This is a genomic window from Pseudoalteromonas tetraodonis, assembly GCF_002310835.1.
Taxonomy (GTDB): Bacteria; Pseudomonadota; Gammaproteobacteria; order Enterobacterales; family Alteromonadaceae; genus Pseudoalteromonas; species Pseudoalteromonas tetraodonis.
The window spans coordinates 1155356-1177488 of sequence record NZ_CP011041.1 but is presented as its reverse complement, the minus strand read 5'-3'; the positions used below and the strand labels follow the sequence as shown (position 1 = coordinate 1177488).

At 40.8% G+C, this 22133-nt stretch carries 22 protein-coding genes; all 22 read right to left on the bottom strand.

Going from position 1 to position 22133, the window contains the following annotated elements:
• Nucleotides 1-23: 23 nt before the first annotated feature.
• Entirely contained in the window at nucleotides 24-971 is a 948-nt protein-coding gene (locus PTET_RS05500; protein WP_096038309.1) for an EAL-associated domain-containing protein, read from the bottom strand.
• Nucleotides 972-1202: 231 nt separating this feature from the next.
• Complete coding sequence (locus PTET_RS05495; RefSeq protein ID WP_013464551.1) at nucleotides 1203-1418, bottom strand: EF-hand domain-containing protein; 216 nt, start codon at nucleotides 1416-1418, stop codon at nucleotides 1203-1205.
• A gap of 69 nt (nucleotides 1419-1487) precedes the next feature.
• The gene (locus PTET_RS05490; RefSeq protein ID WP_016899464.1) at nucleotides 1488-1700 is read right to left on the bottom strand and encodes an EF-hand domain-containing protein; all 213 of its coding nucleotides are present in this window, start codon (nucleotides 1698-1700) and stop codon (nucleotides 1488-1490) included.
• Nucleotides 1701-1860: 160 nt separating this feature from the next.
• A complete protein-coding gene (locus tag PTET_RS05485) occupies nucleotides 1861-2073 on the bottom strand; it encodes an EF-hand domain-containing protein (protein WP_008467122.1) in 213 nt (70 codons plus the stop codon).
• Between the two features lie 578 nt (nucleotides 2074-2651).
• A complete protein-coding gene (locus PTET_RS05480) occupies nucleotides 2652-2867 on the bottom strand; it encodes a TIGR02450 family Trp-rich protein (RefSeq protein ID WP_016899463.1) in 216 nt (71 codons plus the stop codon).
• A 69-nt stretch (nucleotides 2868-2936) separates the two neighbouring features.
• Nucleotides 2937-3290, bottom strand: coding sequence for a cupredoxin domain-containing protein (locus PTET_RS05475; RefSeq protein ID WP_058154388.1), 354 nt, complete (start codon nucleotides 3288-3290; stop codon nucleotides 2937-2939).
• A gap of 22 nt (nucleotides 3291-3312) precedes the next feature.
• Nucleotides 3313-5556: a heavy metal translocating P-type ATPase gene (locus PTET_RS05470; protein WP_096038308.1), complete on the bottom strand. Its 2244-nt coding sequence runs from the start codon at nucleotides 5554-5556 to the stop codon at nucleotides 3313-3315.
• Entirely contained in the window at nucleotides 5553-5990 is a 438-nt protein-coding gene (locus tag PTET_RS05465) for a MerR family transcriptional regulator (protein WP_096038307.1), read from the bottom strand. Before PTET_RS05465 ends, PTET_RS05470 begins: the two co-directional genes overlap by 4 nt.
• Before the next feature lie 209 nt (nucleotides 5991-6199).
• Nucleotides 6200-6697: a DUF2059 domain-containing protein gene (locus tag PTET_RS05460; RefSeq protein ID WP_036956928.1), complete on the bottom strand. Its 498-nt coding sequence runs from the start codon at nucleotides 6695-6697 to the stop codon at nucleotides 6200-6202.
• A gap of 128 nt (nucleotides 6698-6825) precedes the next feature.
• Nucleotides 6826-7158 carry a Na+/H+ antiporter subunit G gene (locus tag PTET_RS05455; RefSeq protein ID WP_013464546.1) on the bottom strand — a complete coding sequence of 111 codons (333 nt, stop codon included), beginning with the start codon at nucleotides 7156-7158 and terminating at the stop codon, nucleotides 6826-6828.
• Between the two features lie 9 nt (nucleotides 7159-7167).
• The gene (locus PTET_RS05450; RefSeq protein ID WP_008114565.1) at nucleotides 7168-7437 is read right to left on the bottom strand and encodes a K+/H+ antiporter subunit F; all 270 of its coding nucleotides are present in this window, start codon (nucleotides 7435-7437) and stop codon (nucleotides 7168-7170) included.
• A complete protein-coding gene (locus tag PTET_RS05445; protein WP_016899457.1) occupies nucleotides 7431-7967 on the bottom strand; it encodes a Na+/H+ antiporter subunit E in 537 nt (178 codons plus the stop codon). Before PTET_RS05445 ends, PTET_RS05450 begins: the two co-directional genes overlap by 7 nt.
• Nucleotides 7967-9484 (bottom strand): monovalent cation/H+ antiporter subunit D, encoded by a 1518-nt coding sequence (locus tag PTET_RS05440; protein WP_096038306.1) that lies wholly within the window; start codon nucleotides 9482-9484, stop codon nucleotides 7967-7969. Before PTET_RS05440 ends, PTET_RS05445 begins: the two co-directional genes overlap by 1 nt.
• Entirely contained in the window at nucleotides 9481-9828 is a 348-nt protein-coding gene (locus PTET_RS05435; protein ID WP_013464542.1) for a Na+/H+ antiporter subunit C, read from the bottom strand. Before PTET_RS05435 ends, PTET_RS05440 begins: the two co-directional genes overlap by 4 nt.
• On the bottom strand, nucleotides 9828-12620 hold the full coding sequence (locus PTET_RS05430; protein WP_096038305.1) for a monovalent cation/H+ antiporter subunit A: 2793 nt from the start codon (nucleotides 12618-12620) through the stop codon (nucleotides 9828-9830). Before PTET_RS05430 ends, PTET_RS05435 begins: the two co-directional genes overlap by 1 nt.
• Before the next feature lie 289 nt (nucleotides 12621-12909).
• The gene (locus PTET_RS05425) at nucleotides 12910-14049 is read right to left on the bottom strand and encodes a hypothetical protein (protein WP_096038304.1); all 1140 of its coding nucleotides are present in this window, start codon (nucleotides 14047-14049) and stop codon (nucleotides 12910-12912) included.
• Entirely contained in the window at nucleotides 14033-14905 is an 873-nt protein-coding gene (gene nlpI / locus PTET_RS05420; RefSeq protein WP_013464539.1) for a lipoprotein NlpI, read from the bottom strand. The genes PTET_RS05425 and nlpI overlap by 17 nt, the downstream gene beginning before the upstream one ends.
• Before the next feature lie 185 nt (nucleotides 14906-15090).
• On the bottom strand, nucleotides 15091-17217 hold the full coding sequence (pnp, locus tag PTET_RS05415) for a polyribonucleotide nucleotidyltransferase (RefSeq protein WP_013464538.1): 2127 nt from the start codon (nucleotides 17215-17217) through the stop codon (nucleotides 15091-15093).
• A gap of 362 nt (nucleotides 17218-17579) precedes the next feature.
• Entirely contained in the window at nucleotides 17580-17849 is a 270-nt protein-coding gene (gene rpsO, locus PTET_RS05410; RefSeq protein WP_006793376.1) for a 30S ribosomal protein S15, read from the bottom strand.
• Nucleotides 17850-17958: 109 nt separating this feature from the next.
• Entirely contained in the window at nucleotides 17959-18903 is a 945-nt protein-coding gene (truB, locus tag PTET_RS05405; protein ID WP_013464537.1) for a tRNA pseudouridine(55) synthase TruB, read from the bottom strand.
• Nucleotides 18903-19310 carry a 30S ribosome-binding factor RbfA gene (rbfA, locus tag PTET_RS05400; RefSeq protein WP_008467148.1) on the bottom strand — a complete coding sequence of 136 codons (408 nt, stop codon included), beginning with the start codon at nucleotides 19308-19310 and terminating at the stop codon, nucleotides 18903-18905. The genes truB and rbfA overlap by 1 nt, the downstream gene beginning before the upstream one ends.
• A gap of 157 nt (nucleotides 19311-19467) precedes the next feature.
• A complete protein-coding gene (gene infB / locus PTET_RS05395; protein WP_013464536.1) occupies nucleotides 19468-22125 on the bottom strand; it encodes a translation initiation factor IF-2 in 2658 nt (885 codons plus the stop codon).
• Nucleotides 22126-22133 lie beyond the last annotated feature (8 nt).

The following is a 22133-nucleotide window of genomic DNA, read 5'->3' as shown; positions in this document are numbered from 1 at the left end:
AAACATTACTATTTAAAATCCTCCTACTCGGAGGATTTTAGTTTTACCCGTGCCTGTGTAAGCAATGTTTCAGCTTTTGCCCCTAAATACACATATATCGCTAAAGCAATTAAAAGTCCCACCACTGCAAGCATCATCGCTATAGCTGGCATTAAATACTCTGATTGCCCTAATGCGGCTTTAAACATAGTGAGTAGTGCTTCAATTGATATAGCAATTAACACGGTAGAGATAAACCGGGTAATGGTTCGTCGTGTTGATGAGTGTCTAAAAATATCTTTATGCATGAGGATTTCTTCCTCAAGAATTGTTTTGCCAAGATCAAAAACAGCCAATGCTAACGTGATATAAATGATGATGCTAAAGGGTTCTAGGGGATCGGACGAACTATTTACGTGAGTTATTAATTCATAGATGTCGATAAATACGATGTTGAGTAAAAAAAGCACCAAACTAAATAAGCACGCCACAATAATTCCATAACCTGCTTTAAAATAAGGTGACATAGTCGCACGAGCGGTATCACCCATCACAAACTCAATAAGCTGCGTTAAACTTACATCAACAACTAAATAATGCTGATTATTGATAGGTTTGTTTAATTCTTTAATCGAAGATATACATAAATGGTTGGTCGCAATAGAAATATAAGGCGCAGTAAAACAAATAGCATTACAGGCTTTTACATTTAAAAAATAAGGCCGCTCACTTAAATCCTGATTATTGCCTCTCTGTGCCAATTTTTTATTGTAGGCACGTTTAAAGCAAACGTTATTGCCCTGTTGTGAGCCCTTCTCGTCCAAACAGTATTGTAATTCTAAAAAAGGATAATGCTTTGTTAAATAGCGCATATCACGATTATTAGCGATGCCGTCATCTATACTCATTAAAATTGATTCTAATAAGCTATGTATTATCTGCTCATATTCGTTATAGCGCTCAACACTACTTATATAACTCATTCTCGCCATAGTTAGGCTCCTTAAATACCCTAATCAACAGCTAAGCAAGTTTAAAACCAAAAATTAAAGAACTTAAAAATCAATAACTTAATTTAAATTCATTGACGCCATTGCACTATTTTAGTGACAACTGCACACACTATTTCTCGCCACGCACAAAAAAGCAGCTGAGTATTTACTACTTAGCTGCTTTTTATGTCTCGTTTATAAATTACATAAACGCTTTCATCCGTAATATAATTACTGAATTTTTGCGAACTCTTCTTTTGAAAGCTCACCGTTGCTATCAACATCTAAATCATCAAATAATTGAGCTAGTTGTGAGTTAGCTTGTGCTTCAGACTGGCTAATGACGCCGTCGCCATCAGTATCGAAAGAATCAAAGTCAACCGCAGCAAAAGCCGCTGAAGATGAAGCAAGTGCAATTAAAGCGAGTGTTTTAGTAAATGTTTTCATAATTAATCCTTAGGCTAAATGCCTTAATTAAAATGGTAAGAAGTCCTTTTCAAAGATCCTTAAGGGAAACTAATACGCTGAAAATTCGTCTTTAGAAAGTTCACCATTACCATCTACATCTAGCTCTGCAAACTGCTCCAAAAGCTGTGCAGCAACCGATGCCTCTGCTTGGCTGATGGTGCCACTACCATCTACATCAAGCGTTTCAAAGTCTGTGCTTGCAAATACTGCAGATGAAGAAGCAAGCGCCATTAATACCAGTGTTGATTGTAACTTTTTCATAATATAATCCTTCAAAGTGTGCAATGTTCGTCAAATAAAAAATAATTGGCTCAAAACTATCAACCTCATATCCTTGCGATTCTTTGTCATAAGCTCCCTTGCCTATTTAGGTTGTCTTGGGCAACTCAGAATCAGTAGTAGTATTGAGCACTAAAGCTGGTTACGCCTTAGAAAACTCTGCTTTAGATAACTCACCGTTTTGGTCAGTATCAAGCTCAGTAAACTGGCTCATAAGTGAGGCGTCAACTGATGCTTCAGCTTGGCTAATAGCGCCGTTGCCATCCACATCGAGTGTGTCAAAATCGGTTGCTGCAAAAGCCGCTGATGAAGAAGCTAAAGCCATTAATACCAGTGTTGATTTAAGTGTTTTCATAATGTAATTCCTTCATTAGGTTGTGTGATGAAGCGATGTGCTTTATCACGTTTTTTGCTAAATACAGCTTAGGTATTACAACTTCGATGCCATGTTTTTAAAGTTATTTAAAAACATGCAGTTAGAATGATTTTGAAGCATTTTAATAAAAATAAACCATGATTTTGTTGCTTTTTAGCAACAACCACTGAGGCTGAAATAAATAAACATTTAAAATCAATAAGTTAAATTATAATAAAAAGAGACATGGGAATGAAAAAACCGGAAAAATCATGTTTAGAGCAGTTATGAGAATAAACCGACTCTGAACACATCCGACATACTTACTTTAACGGTATAAAATAATACGCATAACGCATTGAAATATAATAACTAAAATAATTTTTCTATTATTTTTTATAAAAACTTTTGAAGAACGATTTAAAAACTATCGTTTTGTTGCCAAATGGCGAATTGGGATGAAAACAAGCTGTAATAGAGGAGAGTCGCTAGCAATGTGTTGCTCTAAAAAACAATAAACTAGTCGCTCATACTCATAAGGGCTATGAGCGTGAGCAATGTGTTTTAAACAGCCTGCTTTATTTCCAACCTTGCAACCATTTTTGTTGATCTTTTAAATCGCGCCACTGGATTGGGTATTGGTTTTTTGACATTACCGCCTCAGTGATACATTCAATGACGTTGCCGTCTTCATCAAACTCAACCTCAACAATAATAAAATGTTTATCCTTATTAATTGCTGGGATCGCTGTCCATTTACTATTAAGCAGTTTTTTAGGATTTAATTTATTCATACTACGCCTTCTAAGTTTTCTGCTTGAACATACGCATCAGAGCCATTTTTAGTTTTATTAATCTGATATTCAAGACACTACTAACGTGCCTTTATACATTTGCATTTGGCAATGAAAAGCATATTCACCCACTTTAAGTGCCGGCAGCTCAACAGTGTTATTTTCACCCATAGCGAGCGTTTTACTGATATCGAGTGAAGGAAACACCACCGTTTCGGCGCATGGGGCGCTGTCTTGTCGATTAAACGTCAGCGTTATTTTTTTATCAGCAGCCACTTTAATATGGGCAGGATAATAAACGCCGTTATTAACCACTATCGTTATTTTGTTATTATTACTCTGCACTTGCTTAGGTTTGTATAGCCAAAACCAGTATATAATAACCGCAATTAACAACGCACCAAGTATATTGATCATCAACATAATGCTACTCCTATTTATAAAATTACGATTTACTGGGTTTAAAAAAGCGCAGGCGATTGGCGTTTGTGACCACAGTTAGTGATGACAACGCCATAGCAGCACCTGCAACAACCGGGTTGAGTAATATACCAAAGAATGGATATAACAGCCCCGCAGCAATTGGAATACCTGCCACATTGTAAATAAATGCACCAAATAAATTTTGCTTAATATTGACTATAGTGGCGCTACTAACCGCAATGGCATCGCCAAGACTCTGTAATGAACCACGCATTAAGGTGATATCAGCGCTTTCTATCGCCACATCGGTGCCAGTGCCAATAGCAAACCCAACATCGGCCTGTGCCAGTGCCGGCGCATCGTTTATACCATCACCCGTCATACCGACTATTTCACCTTTAGCTTGGCGTTTAGTTACTTCACTGGCTTTGTCATCAGGCATTACTTGGGCAATAAAGTCCTTAATACCGACTTTGTTAGCGACGGCTTTAGCGGTAGCTTGGTTATCACCGGTCAGCATAACAACATGGATACCTTTTTTTTGTAGACGTTTAATGGCCTCTGCTGAATCGTCTTTTATCGGATCGGCTACCGCTATAATGGCTTGTAGTTGGGTATCAATAGCAAAATACATTGGCGTTTTAGCGGCGCTGGCTAATTGCTCAGCTTGCTCTTTTGCCTCTGCAATACTGATATTATGTTGGCTCATAAGCGCTTCATTGCCAAACAATAAAGTTTGTCCATCAAATGTGCCTGTAACACCTTTCCCCGTCACAGCGTTAAAATCGCTGACTTTTTCAATCGTGATATCTTCATTTTCAGTATAACTTACAATAGCTTGTGCTAAAGGATGCTCAGAGCCGCTTTCAAGACTAGCAGCAAGCTTAAGGACGTGTACTTTATCGCTATCATTAAAATTAATGATATCGGTAACGGTGGGTTTACCTTCTGTGATCGTGCCGGTTTTATCTAAAATCATGGTGGTTATTTTAGAGGTAGTTTGCAGCGCTTCTCCATTACGGATAAGTATTCCCGATTCAGCGGCTTTACCTATCCCAACCATAATTGACATAGGGGTTGCTAAACCCAGCGCACACGGACAGGCAATGATAAGCACCGTAGTCACGGCCACTACCGCATAAGCAATGCTCGGCTCGGGACCAAAATTAAGCCAAGCAAGGCCCGCGAGCACTGCAATAATCATTACCGTAGGAACAAATACGCCGGATATTACATCGGCTAAATGCCCTATGGAGGGTTTAGAATTTTGTGCTCGTTTAACCATATTAATAATACTGGCAAGTGTGGTTTCACTGCCAATATGGGTGGCTTTAAATAGCAACGTGCCACTTTTATTAATGCTGCCTGCAACAATGGTATCGCCCTCAGTTTTGTTCACTGGCATAGGCTCACCCGTGAGCATTGACTCATCCACTGAGCTGCGACCTTCAATGACTTCACCATCCACAGGGATTTTTTCACCGGGGCGTACACGCACAGTCTCGTTTTTTAGTACCTCACTAATAGCTATATCTTGCTCTTTGTTATCACGCACTACCCGAGCGGTTTTTGGCTGCAAACCGATTAAGCGTTTTATCGCCTCAGAAGTACGACCGCGGGCTTTTACTTCAAAGGCAAGGCCTAGGCTAATTAAACCGATGATCATCGCTGAGGCTTCAAAATAAACATGCCTAGCCACCTCGGGTAACACGCTTGGCGCAATGACTACCACCATAGAATACAACCACGCGGTACCTGTGCCCAATGCAATCAGTGTATCCATATTGGCGGTGTGGTTTTTAAATGACTGCCATGCGCCGTTGTAAAACTGTTTACCCGCAATGGCCATAACCACTAAAGTGACTATACCAACAATAAACCAGCCAATGCGCTGCGCGTTGGTGGTAACACTCATATCAAAAATAAGCCCATACAACATAAGCGGAGCGCCAACGCCTAGCGCCAATACCATATTACGCATTAGCTTTTTATAATGTGCGTTATCGGCTTTGGCTTTTTCATCTAGCGCGTCTTGCTCCGACTCGCTATTCATTGGCTTAGCCTTGTAACCAATATTTTCGACTGCTTCAATCAGCTCTGCTGATGGCGCATTGCCTTCAACTTGCACACTGCGATCAGCAAAGTTCATTTCAACACGCTGCGCACCTGATACGCTTTTTAGCGCTTTTTCTATTTTTGCGACGCAGCTGCCGCAATTGGCGCCTTCAATTATAAAATTTTGCACTGTGTCTTTATTGTTGCTCATTTTGTTTCCTCGGAACTAACTTGTTCGTTAAGGGGATCTACAAAGGTCTCAATTAAACTACATATATCAGCACTTGCGGCACCATCGCTTGAGTTTTCCCACTGTTTTACCGCTGCTTGCATACGCGTTCTTAGTTTGAGTGTTTCTTGAAATAGCCGCTCTGTTTCTTCAAGTCGCTTTGCTATTAATTGTCGTGTCAGTGGACACGGACAATTCCCTTGCTCCGACTGAGCAACTATTTGCTGAATATCTTTAATAGAAAAACCAAGTTGCCGTGCACTAATAATAAACTTTAAACGCTGTTGATCGGCAGCGGTATACACTTGATAGCCATTGCTTTGGCTACGAATGGGGTTAAGTAACTTTATACGCGTGTAGTGCCGCACTGTATCTTGGGTCACTTCCATGATTTTAGCTAGCTGTTTAACATACATAACTCACTCCATCGGGTTTTAATAGTGATATAATAAACCTATGTGTAACACACAGGTCAACCGCTATTTTAAAACTCAGGGAATGCGTTATCGGCACATTAAATAAGTGATTACGTTTGCTTAAAGAAGAGGAAGAATACAGCAGTCACAAAATAGTGACTGCTAGAAAATGTAGACGTTATTTTGCTAAGAGTTAGGTTAACAATAATTTAATTTGCTTCGCTACGCGATTGTTTAAGTGCTTCACCTAGCTGCCCAGCAATTGCTTGGATCTCAGGCATGGCTTCTTGCACTAAAGATTGTGACATTTGCATAGATGCTTGCATCACCTGTGGCATTTTTTTCAAAATAGCTTGCCCTGACTCTGTTTTATAAAAATCGAGCATATCGCTAATCTCTTGCTCACTAAATTGCTTATCATAAAGGTTAACCATCATAGGCTGCATTTTTTGCCAGCTCATTTTGGTTTTTAGCACCTCAGTCATATCGGCATAATATTTATCAAATATTGGCTTTTCATCTGGCTTTACACCCATTTGCACCGACATATTTTGCATCATGCCCTCAACTTGAGAATACATAGAGTCAACCATGGCGTCCATATCCATCACCTCTACCAGCTCATCAATTTTTTGTTGCTTAGTAGTTTGCGCTGCATATAAGTTAGTTGAAAAAATAAGTAGTGATAAAAGTAATACCTTACCCATATTAATATCCTTTTTGTATTTGAATTTACGCCATACTCACATGTTCAATAAGTGTTGTAAATGGGAACAACCAAAAAAACAAAAAGCCGAATAACTACCATTATTCGGCTTTTTGTCGTTTGTTAGGGTTAATCTTTTTCGATATTATCGAGTCCTTTCGTTCCATCTTTGGCTTTTAACTTATGATGAATAGCGGTTTTAATTAGCATATAACCACTAATGGGCGCCGTGATTAATAAAAATATAGTGATTAATATTTCTTTTACGCTTAAGCCACTAGCTGAATTGGCAAAAAATACCATCGCAGCCGTGAGTATACTTGCCATCCCTAAAGTGGTTGCTTTAGTTGGCCCATGTAAACGCATAAAAAAGTCCGGCAGTTTAATTAAGCCAATAGAGCCAATTAAAATAAAGAGCCCACCTAATAACAGCAATATTGATACGATCCATTCACTTATCATTTTAATACCTTACTCAATTATATCGCCACGAAGTAAATACTTACATACTGCCACCGTACTTATAAAGCCTAACATTGCGATAAGCAAAGCGGCTTCAAAATATAAACCTGTTCCCATACTGATGCTATATAAAATAATCAATGCAATAACGTTAATGTACATTGTATCGAGCGCCAAAATACGATCTGGTACTGATGGACCAATAATAAGTCGCCATAGATTTAGTAGTAATGACAATCCAACCATTGAAAAAACAATCAGTAATACTGTATCTAACATTGAAATATCTCCTTTAGGGGAGCTTCGTAGCGTGCTTTAATTTGTTTGATAAGTGCTTGCTCATCATCTAAATCTAACACGTGAATTAATAAATATCGCTGCGCCGGTTCATCGTCTTCATTAAGTGACTTAATGAGAGGATAAACCTCAGCACTGACTGTACCCGGCGTTAAAGACACACAACTAGCTAAAATAGTAATTGGCATTTCATGCATTAAATCGATAGGCACTTTAACAAAACCTGGACGTAAATTTTTTGAAGGGCCCAGTATTAATAAGGCCACTTGTAAATTAGCCACAATAATATCGTAAAGCACAATAAGTAACTGCTTAAACGCCAAGCCAGGCTTTAATATGAGTGGTTGTGGATCTCTAAACGACATACTAAATAAAGGAATAAGCAGTGCTAACAATGCACCCAATATAATATGCCCTACAGACACACTGTTATTTAATAATAGCCATACTATAAATAAAAATAGACTACGAAACGGTGTGGGTAACCAACGAAAACGAGCTTCTAAGCGCATTACAGACCTCCCTTGAGTACCGCATTAATACCACCACTAATATCATGAAGTTGAGTTGCTGTTTCAAGTGCATATTGCGTTGCCAAATCACCAAAAACAACCAACAGTATTGAGCTTGTGAGCAGGCCAACAAGTACGATAACTTGCAACGGATGTGCATTAGCAACATCAGCAGCCTCACCGCCTTTGTCTTTATGCTCCCAAAACAAACTCGTGCCTGCACGTGATATAGCAACAATTAACGCTAAGCTCATAATTAAGTAAACAGGCCAAAATACCAGTGCTTGCTCACTGTTTAAGGTGGTTTTTAAAATCCAAATTTTACCTACAAAACCTGAAAGTGGCGGCATACCTATGACGGTTAGTCCAGCGATAATAAAACACGCTCCCAACAAGAATGGTTGTTTAACTGCGCGTCCGCCAACTAATCTGTCGCCGGCTTTACCTCGCTGAGTTGCAATTAAATCAGCCAGTAAAAATAGTGCTGCAGTCACTAACGTTGAGTGCACCAAATAATACAATAGTGCAGCTGTGGCGTTTATATTTTGAAGTGCAACCAGTGCCACTAAAGTACCCACAGAAACCAGTACTAAGTTTGCGGTAAGCTTACGTAAATCTTGTGCTGCCAACACCCCGATTGCCCCAATCACTATGGTAGCAATGGCCAACGCCCATAGCCAAGACTGCGCCATATGCTCAAGTTCACCGGTTTGCTCACCAAATACCACTGTATATACGCGTAAAGTGGCGTAAACACCTACTTTGGTCATAATCGCGAATAATGCAGCAACCACGGGTGTCGCACTTGAATAGGCATTTGGGAGCCATAAATGCAGTGGTAATAGTGCACTTTTAAGGGCAAATACTACAAGCAATAGTAACCCGCCCGCTTTAGCTAAATAAACATCATCACCAGTTAACTGCGGTACTTTATTAGCCATATCAGCAATGTTTAGGGTACCCAATACCCCATATAAAATACCTAAGCCGATTAAAAATACACTTGAGCCAACCAAGTTTAAAATAACGTAATGCAGTGCTGCACGTGTTTTTGGTTTACCGCCGCCGTGCATTAATAGCGCATAAGAAGCAATTAGTAACACTTCAAAAAAGACAAAGACGTTAAATAAATCGCCCGTTAAAAACGCACCATTTACCCCTAATATTAAAAAATGAACCAAGGGATGGAAAAAGCTGCCTTGCTCGTCATCGCCGGCACACCCATATAAAACCACACCAAGACCTAAAAAGGCGGTTAAAGTAACCAGTAAAGTTGAGAGCATATCTGCTACCAGTACAATACCAAACGGCGCTGACCAGTTACCGATTGCATAAACAATAATCCCGTTATCTTTAACCTGAACCAGCAGTAATACTGTAATTACAAAGGTTAAAATAGCCATTAGGCTTGAAGTTAATCGCCGTGCAAATAAACTTTTGCCACACGGTGGCAGTAGCAGAATGATTGCCGCTAGCATAGGCATTAAAACAGGCAAAGATGCTAAATGCTGAATCATTTTCTCTCCTTGCGTTTACTTCTGGTTAGGGTGCCATCAACATGATCATTCCCTAAATCTGCTCGCCCTCGTATCGATAAAATAACCACAAACGCAGTCATGGCAAATCCTATCACAATAGCTGTTAATACTAAGGCTTGTGGCAGCGGATCGGCGTAATCAGCGCCAGTTCCAAGTACCACCGCTTTATTGATAGTTAAGCGCCCTGATGAGAATAAAAACAAATTAACCGCGTAAGAAATCATTGTCAGCCCCAATACCACTGGGAATGTGCGCGCTCTTAATAATAAGAACACACCACAGGTGACTAGCACGCCAACGCAAGATGCGTATAACAGTTCCATTAAATATTTACCTCTTCTTTCTCTGCTTTCGCTGTCATATTACCTAAGCTCGCAAGGATCATTAGCGTCGCGCCAACGACGGTTAAGTACACGCCCAAGTCAAATACAATGGCGCTAGCTAGCTCTGTTTTACCAACAAACGGAATATCAAAGTAATCAAACCAGGTAGTTAAGAATGGTTTATCGAAGAACCAACTTCCGACACCCGTAAACATGGCGATAGCGATACCTGATGCAATAATTTTTCGATAGTTAACATCAAAACGTTCATTAATCCACGCAGTACCATGGGCCATATATTGTAAAATAAAGGCAATAGAGGTCACTAGGCCGGCAATAAATCCACCGCCCGGTAAGTTATGACCACGTAAGAAAATATAAGCGGATACTAATAGCGCCAATGGTAATAAGCTTTGTGAAATACAAGCCAATAAAATAGGGTGACGGTCTTTAGACCATGGGCGCCCTTCACTGTCGCTTGCTGGCATATAAAGCGGAATTCTTGATAACAGTTTAAATATACCCAGTGCTGCAATCCCTAACACGGTGATTTCACCTAAGGTATCAAAGCCCCTAAAATCAACTAAAATAACGTTAACAACGTTAGTACCCCCACCGCCTGTTTTAGCATTAGCAACAAAGAATTCAGAAATTGAATTAAGAGGACGGGTCAGTAATGCATAACAAATACTAGCAATAATTACCCCCACCGTAGAGGAAATAACCACATCACGTAAAATACGCAACGAGCTTGACTCTCTTGGCGTACTTTGCGGTAAGAAAAACAGTGCCAACATTAATAATATGATGGTCGCAACTTCTACTGTAAGTTGCGTTAAGGCCAAGTCAGGCGCTGAAAAACGTGTAAACGCTACCGACACCATTAATCCCACAATCGACAGCATTAATAACGACACCATCCGAATTCGATGCCAAATAACGGTAGCAATAGCACCAATAATCAATAGCCCTGCACCTATAGCATTTTGAATATCAACTGGGGTGTTAGGTACACTGCCAGCTAGCTGTTTCATTTCAAATAATGGCCAACCTGAGGCAAGTAATACAACACCTAACATAATAAATACATAGCGTTGTAATGAGCCATTTTCTGTTGATTGGATTTTGTTTTGACACCAATTAACCACAACCGCTAAAAAACGCTCGAATATTTTTTTAGCATTAAAAGGGGGTAACGACGCCTGAAACTGGAACAAGTACTTACGATTAACGTAAATAAATAAACCACCAATCACCGCCATACCACTCATAAGTAGAGGTAAATTGAAACCGTGCCAAATAGTTAGCTTGTACTCAGGCATAGCTTGGCCAAGCACCGCCAATGAGGCAGCCGATAAAATACCATCTACTGCAAAGTGCGGAAAAATCCCCACTAAAATACACAGCACCACTAAAATTTCGATTGGCACTCGCATATAACGTGGTGCCTCATGAGGAGTGCGTGGTAAGTCTATCGGTTCACCATTAAAGAACACGTCATGAATAAAGCGAGATGAGTACGCTACCGACAGCGCACCTGCAACGGTTGCCAGCACAGGAATTAACCACGACATAGAGCCAAGTACTTGCTGATGCAGTGTTTCAGCAAAAAACATTTCTTTTGACAAGAAACCATTTAATAGCGGCACCCCAGCCATTGCCGCCGCAGCAACCATCGCCAATGTGGCTGTATAAGGTAAGTAGCGCCACATGCCATTGAGTTTGCGCATATCACGCGTGCCGGTTTCATGGTCAATAATACCCGTGGCCATAAATAACGACGCTTTAAACGTAGCATGGTTAATAATATGAAAAATAGCGGCTACGGTTGCAAGTTGTGTGTCTAGGCCGAGTAATAGAGTAATTAGGCCTAAATGACTAATTGTTGAATAGGCTAATAAGCCTTTTAAATCATGTTTGAATAGCGCAATGTAAGCGCCAAATAAAAGTGTAGTTAAACCCGTCAAACCGACTAATAAAAACCAAGTGTCGGTTCCCGCCAGTGCTGGATAAAAACGCGCAAGTAAAAAGATACCCGCTTTTACCATAGTGGCAGAGTGTAAATAGGCACTAACAGGCGTAGGTGCTGCCATGGCGTGGGGTAACCAAAAATGAAACGGAAATTGTGCAGACTTGGTAAAGGCGCCTAGTAATACTAGCACCAGCGCTAATTCGTATAAATCATGTGATTGAATAATCGCTTTGCTAGCTAAAATAGTGTCTAGGTTGTAGCTTCCAACAATATCACCTAGCAGCATTAAGCCGCCCAGTAATGCTAAACCACCCGCACCGGTTACCGCCAGTGCCATACGCGCCCCCTTGCGCGCCTCTGATTTATGCCACCAGTAACTAATCAACAAGAACGAGCTAATACTGGTTAGCTCCCAAAATACCCATAACTGAATCACATTGTTTGACATAACAATGCCCAGCATGGCGGTCATAAATAACATTAAGTAACTAAATAGCTTTGGCAGTGAATCGTTTTGACTTAGGTAATAACGGGCATACAAAATAACCAGCAGCCCTATTCCTAAAATCATAAATAAAAACAGTAAACTCAATCCATCTAAGCGTAAGGAAATATCCAGCCCTAAAGCAGGTATCCACTGCGCGCTAAAACGAATGGTTTCTCCCGCGAGAACCGCAGGCGCATGATAAAGTGTAATTGCAAGCGCGGCTAAAGGCGCAATAGCCGTTAGGCTCGTTGCCTGATTTCGAGAAAGTTTGCCGGTGCATGCAGAAATAACACTGCCTAATAAGGATAACAGGGGTATCCAGAGCAAAGTCATAATGAAGGGCCTTTTTGAATCATAAAGTTTATCAATTCGCTACTTGTTATTATTAAATACCAAAGTGACTTGGGTATACGTTTTATATCTGTTTTTTAACAACATTAATACGTACAGTTATACTGATAAACACGGTTTTTGTCTATAGAAAGCGCTTCTAGCGGGGCAATAATCAAACAAAAAAGTCTATAAATTAATGAACTGGGATAAAACCGGCTCAGCTTTTAAGCAGTTTTAATAGGCTCATATAATCATTGGTTAAACAACCTAAAAGCACTCTATTTAATGATTAAAAGCGCGGGAATAAATCTGCATGTTGCTCTATATGAGTTTGCCACAAAGCCCGATATTGCTCTGAAAGTCCAACCTGTTGATATTGCATAATAGACCACTGTGCGCTTGGCTTATAAGCAACACCTCCTTGCTGACAGCTTTTGCTTTTGTGCCATCCTTTTGGCGCATCAGTGTTATGAGCAATAAACAAGTTAGGGGCAACCAACCCCTCAAGCTGACAAAGCCAAGCTTGTTTTTTTGCTGGTAAAGCATATTCATCTTCAAAACCATTAAAGTGCATTAATTCATGTAAAAAGACTGCATAATTAGCCTGCGAGTTAATATGCATTAAGCCCTGATGCACATTGGCAGTACCTTGCTTGGGCATCATAATCGCAAAATCGAATCCTTTAGGAAGCCGCTGCTTAAGTGATGACTGTTGCCAATCGCACTGCGCAAGCGTTGCTTTAGTGCTGTTACAAGCAATTGCATTACCAACATATATAGGCTTTGAAAAACAAAATGCATTACTACTAGGCTCTGGGTGTTGTGCGTATTTTTTCACAAAGTGGTTGAGCCTATATAAACCATCACGGTGATCGCTCAGCATTAGCACATTAAATGTGCATTGCTTTTGTATCTCAATTTGATCGCTCGCTACCAAAAACCCTAATTTATTCATAAAGGAGTTGTTTAATGCATCGAAGGGAGCATGCTGTTGTAACTGTAAATGATAAAAGGCATCCCCTTTAGGTAACTTATTGTGAGCTTTTAATAACGCTAAATCTTGCCAACGCTGTTGAGCAAGCAATGAAGCTGCGAGATGTTTTTGTTGTTTAATTGTTATCTCATCGAGGCTTGCTTGCCAAAAGAGCTTGGCGGTTTCAGTTTGATTATTGGCTATTAATGATAACCCATATCCGTATTGTGCATGGGCTATTTTATTGCGTGCTAAGGTGGCTAATGAGGTCGGGGGGAGTTGTAAAATATGCGATGCAAAGTAACCAGGGAATTGCCAATAACTATCAATCACATTGGCTTTGGCGTGCAATACTTGCCAAAAGCCAATGCTATTTTGTTTATTACTGGAGCCACTAATTAAGCTAGTGCACAGTAATAAAATACTTAATTTAAAAAAATTAGCCCGCGCTTTCACTTGCCATCAACTCAAGCTCTAAACGTGCATATTTATATTCTATAAATTCATGAACGTTCGTGGCCAGCGCCAACTTAAAGTAATCTGTTGCAATTGAAAGCTCACCTGCGGCTTGGTGCTGTTTAGCTAAGTAAAAATAAGCTTCACATAAACGTTGAGCATATTCTTGTTGTGAACTTACACCATCGGCTATCCCTGAAAAAAATGCTTTTTCACTCATATCACCTACATACAAGGCAATAAGCTGGTATGCCCATTCATTTTCATCAAGGGCCGCCGCATTAGCTTTTAACGAAGCGAGTGCCTGAGTTTTATCTTGTGCGGCCTGCGCTAAATAAAGCCACAGCACACGATAAGGATCGTTAGGAGAGCGCTCCAAAAACGTTTTAAAGTCATCCTTTGCAAGCGTAGCTCTATCACCATAGTACAAAGCAATACCACGATTTAAATACGCATATTCATGTTCTTGGTCTAACTCTATGGCTGAATCAAAATACTCGTATGCTTTTTCGTATTGCTGCATCAAGGTATGTTGAATCCCCAAAAAGTTATACACTTCAGCCAAGTCGGGCTTAAGCTTAACCGCTCGGTTAAAATCAATTCGCGATAAAGTTGTCATGCCTAAGCTATCAAACAGCACACCACGGTCATAATACAGCTTTGCTTGTTGCTCTGTACTTAAGTCTGCTCTATTTAATAGCTCTGAAAAACGAGCAATGGCAATTTCATTTCTAAAGTCTGATGCAAGTGGCGCAGTAAATGGCACATTAATAATAGCAGCGGGTTTAGTAGTAGCCTGACAAGCGCTTAAAGACAAAATAGCAAAAGATGCCAAGGCTAAATGTTTAAGTCTCATTAAAATCCTTAATACCGAGGTAAGTAGCAAATAGATAAGACATAAGCTGTCTTGTAAGGTTCATTCTTGTTATATGTTACTTAACGTCTTGAACACAATAGATTGCTAACATTAAAGCATAAAAAAAGGGGCTAAACAGCCCCTTTTTATACTATCCAGTAATTATCTGGATGAAAGATTAGCAATTACGCGTCTTTAGACTCGTCAGCTGCAGGTGCTGCTGATTCCATTGCTTCTTTAATACTTAGACGTACACGGCCTTGGCGGTCTACTTCTAGTACTTTAACTTTAACTTCTTGACCTTCACTAAGGTGGTCAGCAACGTTGTTAACACGCTCTGTGCTGATTTGTGAGATATGCACTAGGCCATCTTTTCCAGGAAGAATATTTACAAACGCACCAAAGTCAACGATACGTACAACTTTACCTTCGTAGATAGTACCAACTTCAAGCTCAGCAGTTAATTGCTCAATACGGCTAATTGCATTTGCTGCACTTTCACCGTCTGTAGCAGCAATTTTGATTGTGCCATCATCACCGATTTCAATCGTAGTACCTGTTTCTTCAGTAAGTTGACGAATAGTTGCGCCACCTTTACCGATTACTTCAGCAATTTTCTTCTGTGGGATTTGCATCGTGTAAATACGCGGAGCAAACATAGATAACTCTTCAGAAGGTGCAGAAATCGCTTCGTCCATCACACCTAGAATGTGTAAACGAGCTGCTTTAGCTTGCTTAAGCGCGATTTGCATGATTTCTTGCGTGATACCTTCAATCTTGATATCCATTTGTAGTGCAGTGATACCGTTAGTTGTACCCGCTACTTTAAAGTCCATGTCACCTAAGTGATCTTCATCACCTAAGATATCTGAAAGTACTACAAAGTTTTCTTCTTCTTTAACTAGGCCCATCGCGATACCCGCAACAGAGGCTTTAATTGGTACACCCGCGTTCATAAGCGCTAGAGACGTACCACAAACCGATGCCATTGAAGATGAACCATTTGATTCAGTGATTTCAGATACAACACGAATTGAGTAAGGGAACTCAGTTAATGTTGGCATTACAGCTTGGATACCACGCTTAGCTAGGTTACCGTGGCCGATTTCACGACGCTTAGGAGAACCTACAAAACCCGTTTCACCTACACAGAATGGAGGGAAGTTGTAGTTAAGCATAAAGTGGTTTTTGTGCGTGCCAGTTAAATCATCGATTAACTGTGAGTCACGTTCTGTACCAAGTGTTGCTGTTACTAATGCTTGCGTTTCACCACGTGTAAAGATTGCAGAACCGTGAGTACGTGGAAGTACGCCCGTCATTACATCTAGTGCACGGATCATATCTGGTTCACGACCATCGATACGTTTTTCGCCAGCAGCGATACGGCCACGAACGATTTTCTTCTCAAGTGAACCGAATACTTTACCTACTTCTTGCTTATCAAGCGTTTCGCCTTCAGCAAGTTCGCTAGTAAGCGCTTCAACTACGGCATCTTTTGCTGCAGTTAATGCTTCTTTACGCGCTACTTTATCAGTAATACGGTAAGCTTCGCCTACTTTATCAGCAGCAAGTGTTGCTACTTTCTCTTCTAATGCAACGTTTTTCTCAGGTGCAGTCCAATCCCAAGTAGGTTTGCCTGCTTCTGCTTTAAATTCGTTGATTGCCTTGATGATAGACTGTGATTGCTCATGGCCGTATACAACTGCGCCTAGCATTACGTCTTCAGCAAGTACGTCTGCTTCTGATTCAACCATAAGTACGGCGTTATCAGTACCAGCAACAACTAAATCAAGTTGGCTTTCTTCAAGCTCTTTTAGTGTTGGGTTAAGTACGTATTCACCGTTGATGTAACCAACACGTGATGCACCAATTGGACCGCTGAACGGGATACCAGAGATAGCAAGTGCTGCTGATGTACCAATCATCGCAACCATATCAGGTTGGATTTCAGGGTTTACAGAAACAACAGTCGCGATAACTTGTACTTCGTTTACGAAACCATTTGGAAAAAGTGGACGAATTGGACGGTCAATAAGACGTGCAATTAGCGTTTCGCCATCGTTAGGACGACCTTCACGCTTAAGGAAACCACCTGGGATACGACCTGCAGCGTACATACGCTCTTGGTAGTTAACTGTTAGTGGGAAAAAGTCTTGGCCTGGTTGAGCTTCACGCTTACCAACAACCGTTACTAGCACTGACGTGTCGCCAATGCTTGCTAGTACTGCGCCATCTGCTTGACGGGCGATAGCACCTGTTTCTAGCGTCACTGTGTGTTGACCTAGTTGAAATTCTTTTATAATTGCTTGCACTTAAAATATTCCTTAAATGTATTTTTAGTATTAATTAAGTTTTCATCAAAGTACCAATTACAGTACATAATTGTATTCAGTTGGAAATCAATTAAGTACTACAATTGGCAATGATGTAAATAACCGTAGATAAACCTTTTTATCTACGCGCCATAGTATATAACAAAGTCAGGTAAAATTGCGAGCTTAGCACCGAGATAAAATAGTGCTTGCAGCAATGTCAAAAACATTCGCTTTGTGAAAGATAATAGTATGGCTTTTATTCGATATTTCAAGGGGTTTACTAAGAAGTACTGGGGAAAGCGAGAAAATTCAGACACAAAAAAAGGAGCTAAAAAGCTCCCCTTTTGATAATCAAGTTCTTAGCGACGTAGGCCAAGCTCTTTGATTAACGCAGTGTAACGCGAGATATCTTTACCTTTAAGGTAATCAAGCAGTTTACGGCGAGTGCTTACTTTACGAAGCAGACCACGACGTGAGTGGAAGTCATGCTTGTGATCAGCAAAGTGACCTTGAAGCTTGTTGATATCAAAAGTAAGTAATGCTACTTGTACTTCAGGTGAACCAGTGTCGCCTTCAGCGCGTGCGAATTTAGCAATGATATCGATTTTTTCTTGATTGCTTAGTGACATAATAACTCCAAAAGTTAAATTTAATAGGTGCTTTAGCCGATCACTAATTCAGCCAAAACGATTAAGCGGGCGTATTCTACCAATTATCAGCATAACTACAAGTTAAACTTTACTCTGGTTGCTGATTAGACAAGCCACGTTTTGATTTTAGATGGCCATCAGGATTACGTTCACCAGTACCAATAAAGATTCCGTCAGCCAGAACTTTTATTGCACCTTCAGGTAATTCTTTACCTAGCACCACAGCTTGACCATGGCTAAATGCTATTCCCTGCTCTTTAGTAATTTCCACAACAGGTAAATCAACTAACGCGGTATCCATTGGCAATAATAGTTCGTCAAGGTAAGTAGAAGGCGCAACGTCTTGTTCTTTCGCTTGATTTAATAACGTTTCTAACTGCTCAAGTGTGACCATTTTATCTGCTGGGTAATGCCCTACAGCACTACGATGCAGCATAATCACATGCGCGCCGCAGCCAAGGTTTTCACCTAAGTCATCAACGATAGTACGAATATATGTGCCTTTAGATACATGGGCAGTCATTTGTATTTCGTTGGCTTGCTCATCAAACTCATCAAGCGTTAAGCTAAATACGTTAATTTTTCGACATTTGCGAGGAACTTCTATGCCTTCACGCGCATATTTATATAAAGGCTTGCCTTCATATTTAAGCGCTGAGTACATTGATGGGTATTGATCTGACTCACCTAAAAATTTAGCAATTTCCTGTGTAAGCAGTTCAGCAGTAACATTAACATCACGCGTTTCGACCACTTCACCATCAGAGTCTGACGTGGTAGTACGCTCACCCAGTTTTGCTCGCACAACATAGGTTTTATCTGTATCGAGTAAAAACTGGGTAAACTTAGTGGCTTCACCAAAACAAATAGGCAGCATACCGGTCGCAAGCGGATCGAGCGCACCAGTGTGCCCCGCTTTTTGAGCAAAATAAATACCTTTCGCTTGCTGCAGTGCTTTGTTTGATGAAATACCTTCTGGTTTGTTTAACAACAAAATACCATCAACTGGACGGCCTTTACTGCGTCTTGCCATTAGTCTTTAGTGCCTTCTTCGCTATCTGTTTCATCATCAACATGCTTAGCATTATCTTCACGAATGATAGAGTCCACTAAGTTAGAGATTCGCATCCCTTCCATTAATGAATTATCAACCACAAATTTAAGCTCAGGCATGATTCGCGCACGAATACGTTTACCTAGCAACGAGCGGATATAACCGGTTGCTTCGTTAAGTACTTTGGCACTTTGCTTGGCTGCATTTTCATCTTCAGTGTTAAACACAGTAATGAAAACTTTGGCATAAGATAAATCGCGCGATACTTCTACCGCAGACACTGTCACCATGCCCAAGCGTGGATCTTTAATTTCGCGTTGTAAAATCACCGCAATTTCTTTTTGAATTTGCTGAGCAACACGATCAGTGCGAGAAAATTCTCTCATTTCACTTTCCTAAAATTATAACTTATTGAAAAATAATAATAAGCTAACTAAATAATGGATACACAAATGGGGGCTGAGCCCCCATTTAAAATCTTAGCATAGGTTATGTTGGGCTATCGAGGTACAACCTTGAATGTCCAACACCACCTAATAACAATTAAAGAGTACGTTGTACTTCAACTGTTTCAAATACTTCGATTTGGTCACCAACGCGAACATCATTGTAGTTCTTAACGCCGATACCACATTCCATGCCGTTACGAACATCAGCAACGTCATCTTTAAAGCGACGTAATGACTCAAGCTCGCCTTCGTAAATAACCACGTTATCACGAAGTACACGAATTGGTGCGCTACGCTTGATAGTACCTTCAGTAACCATACAACCGGCAATTGCACCAATTTTTGGAGACTTAAATACGTCACGTACTTCAGCAAGACCAATGATTTCTTGTTTAAACTCAGGCGCAAGCATACCAGACATGGCTTGCTTAACTTCTTCGATTAGCGCGTAGATTACGCTGTAGTAACGAAGATCTAGGTTTTCAGAATCAATCACTTTACGCGCTGATGCATCAGCACGAACGTTGAAGCCAACCACAATCGCGTTAGACGCTGCCGCAAGAGTTGCATCAGTTTCAGTGATACCACCAACACCAGAACCAACAATCTTCACTTTTACTTCATCAGTAGAAAGCTTAGTTAATGAGTCTGAAATTGCTTCGATTGAACCTTGAACGTCTGCTTTAAGTACCACGTTAACTTCAGATACGTCGCCTTCAGTCATGTTAGTAAACATGTTTTCAAGCTTCGCTTTTTGTTGACGCGCTAGTTTAACATCGCGGAATTTACCTTGACGGTAAAGTGCAACTTCACGCGCTTTTCGCTCATCTTTAACTACAGTTGCTTCATCACCGGCAGCTGGAATACCAGACAGACCTAAAATCTCAACTGGAATAGAAGGACCGGCAGACTTAATGTCTTTACCGTTTTCATCGCGCATTGCACGAACACGGCCGTATTCAAGACCACATAATACAATGTCACCTTGATTAAGCGTACCTGACTGAACAAGAATAGACGCAACAGGACCACGGCCTTTATCAAGACGTGATTCAATAACAACACCTGCAGCCATACCTTCGGTCGGCGCATTTAACTCTAAAAGCTCAGATTGCATTAATACAGCTTCTAGCAGGTCATCAATACCTAAACCAGTTTTTGCTGAAATGTGCACGTACTGTGTATCGCCGCCCCACTCTTCTGGGATAACGTCTAGCTGAGCTAGTTCGTTTTTAACGCGATCTGGATCTGCGCCTTCTTTATCCATTTTGTTAACAGCAATAATTAAAGGAACGCCAGCTGCGCGAGCATGCTGTACCGCTTCTTTAGTTTGTGGCATTACGCCATCATCGGCTGCAACCACTAGGATTACGATATCAGTTGCTTTTGCACCACGAGCACGCATTGATGTAAATGCGGCGTGACCCGGAGTATCTAAGAAAGTGATCATGTTGCCGTTAGTTTCAACGTGGTATGCACCAATGTGCTGTGTAATACCACCGGCTTCGCCTGATGCAACTTTAGCTGAACGAATGTAATCAAGCGTCGATGTTTTACCGTGGTCAACGTGACCCATAACAGTTACTACTGGCGCACGTGGCTCTGACTTACCATCTTCATGGCGGTCATTAAGTACTGTTTGCTCTAATTCGTTTTCTTTAACGATGATAACTTTATGGCCCATTTCTTCTGCTACAAGTTGCGCAGTTTCTTGGTCAATAACTTGGTTAATAGTAACCATGTCACCCATTTTCATCATAGTTTTTACAACTTCAGCACCTTTAACCGCCATGCGTGATGCAAGCTCAGCAACTGTAATTGTTTCACTAATACGCACTTCGTTTTTAACATCAGCCGTTGGTTTTTGGAAACCGTGCTGTAATGACGCTGGCGCTTTTAGCTTACCTTTTTTACCTTTAGACGCTGCAAATTTATCTTTTGCTGGCGCTTTTTTCTTTTTCTTCGCACGGCGAGAGCCTTGCTCTTCGCGAGCATCAGCTACATCTTCTGCTTCACGTGCGTACGTTGAAGTCGTAAGGTGGTGATCCGCGGTTTCTTCGCGTTTCTTACGTTCTTCTTCTTCTTTCTTCCAGCGTGCTGAGTTCTCTTCAGCTAGCTTTCTTGCCTCTTCTGCTTGACGTTTCGCTTCTTCTTCAGCTTTCTTCAATGCGGCCTCTTCTGCTTCTTTTTGCAGACGCTCAGCTTCGATGCGATCTTTCTCAGACTTAGCACTTTGCTCAGGGGTCATCTGCTGTTGTTTCGCTTTACGCTCAGCATCTGCTTTGCGTTTAGCTTCTTCTTTGGCTTTACGATCAGCGTCTTCTTTTGCTTTACGTTCTGCCTCTTGTTTTGCCTTTAATTCAGCAGCGGCTTGTTCAGCTTTTTGCTGCTCTTCAAGACGTGCTTTTTCTTCAGCGGCTAGACGTTGCTGTTCTTGTTCTTGCTCAACAGCACTTTTTTTCACATAAGTGCGTGTTTTACGAACTTCAACTTGCACAGCTTTTGCTTTACCCGTAGAGCCCGTCACACTTAATGTGCTTTTGCTCTTACGTTGCAATGTCATGCGAGCAGGGCCTTCAGAGCCCGTGCCACCATGTTGCTTGCTTAGGTGATCAAGTAACGTCGCTTTTTCAGCTTCAGTTACATTATCGCCTGCTTGTTTAGTAATACCGGCTTGTGAAAACTGCTGTAGTAATTTATCAACAGTTGTACCTATATCACCGGCTAGTTTTTCAACATTTACTTCTGCCATAGTCTCTA

Bases quoted from the DNA above. Each gene is read 5' to 3' on its own strand.
- nlpI (WP_013464539.1), bottom strand. From the start codon at position 14,905: ATGAGACTTAAACATTTAGCCTTGGCATCTTTTGCTATTTTGTCTTTA.
- PTET_RS05485 (WP_008467122.1), bottom strand. From the start codon at position 2,073: ATGAAAACACTTAAATCAACACTGGTATTAATGGCTTTAGCTTCTTCA.
- PTET_RS05440 (WP_096038306.1), bottom strand. From the start codon at position 9,484: ATGATTCAGCATTTAGCATCTTTGCCTGTTTTAATGCCTATGCTAGCG.
- PTET_RS05450 (WP_008114565.1), bottom strand. From the start codon at position 7,437: ATGTTAGATACAGTATTACTGATTGTTTTTTCAATGGTTGGATTGTCA.
- PTET_RS05500 (WP_096038309.1), bottom strand. From the start codon at position 971: ATGGCGAGAATGAGTTATATAAGTAGTGTTGAGCGCTATAACGAATAT.
- PTET_RS05445 (WP_016899457.1), bottom strand. From the start codon at position 7,967: ATGCGCTTAGAAGCTCGTTTTCGTTGGTTACCCACACCGTTTCGTAGT.
- PTET_RS05480 (WP_016899463.1), bottom strand. From the start codon at position 2,867: ATGAATAAATTAAATCCTAAAAAACTGCTTAATAGTAAATGGACAGCG.
- PTET_RS05435 (WP_013464542.1), bottom strand. From the start codon at position 9,828: ATGGAACTGTTATACGCATCTTGCGTTGGCGTGCTAGTCACCTGTGGT.
- PTET_RS05490 (WP_016899464.1), bottom strand. From the start codon at position 1,700: ATGAAAAAGTTACAATCAACACTGGTATTAATGGCGCTTGCTTCTTCA.
- rbfA (WP_008467148.1), bottom strand. From the start codon at position 19,310: ATGAGAGAATTTTCTCGCACTGATCGTGTTGCTCAGCAAATTCAAAAA.
- PTET_RS05495 (WP_013464551.1), bottom strand. From the start codon at position 1,418: ATGAAAACATTTACTAAAACACTCGCTTTAATTGCACTTGCTTCATCT.
- PTET_RS05460 (WP_036956928.1), bottom strand. From the start codon at position 6,697: ATGGGTAAGGTATTACTTTTATCACTACTTATTTTTTCAACTAACTTA.
- PTET_RS05465 (WP_096038307.1), bottom strand. From the start codon at position 5,990: ATGTATGTTAAACAGCTAGCTAAAATCATGGAAGTGACCCAAGATACA.
- truB (WP_013464537.1), bottom strand. From the start codon at position 18,903: ATGGCAAGACGCAGTAAAGGCCGTCCAGTTGATGGTATTTTGTTGTTA.
- rpsO (WP_006793376.1), bottom strand. From the start codon at position 17,849: ATGTCACTAAGCAATCAAGAAAAAATCGATATCATTGCTAAATTCGCA.
- PTET_RS05430 (WP_096038305.1), bottom strand. From the start codon at position 12,620: ATGACTTTGCTCTGGATACCCCTGTTATCCTTATTAGGCAGTGTTATT.
- PTET_RS05470 (WP_096038308.1), bottom strand. From the start codon at position 5,556: ATGAGCAACAATAAAGACACAGTGCAAAATTTTATAATTGAAGGCGCC.
- infB (WP_013464536.1), bottom strand. From the start codon at position 22,125: ATGGCAGAAGTAAATGTTGAAAAACTAGCCGGTGATATAGGTACAACT.
- PTET_RS05455 (WP_013464546.1), bottom strand. From the start codon at position 7,158: ATGATAAGTGAATGGATCGTATCAATATTGCTGTTATTAGGTGGGCTC.
- PTET_RS05475 (WP_058154388.1), bottom strand. From the start codon at position 3,290: ATGTTGATGATCAATATACTTGGTGCGTTGTTAATTGCGGTTATTATA.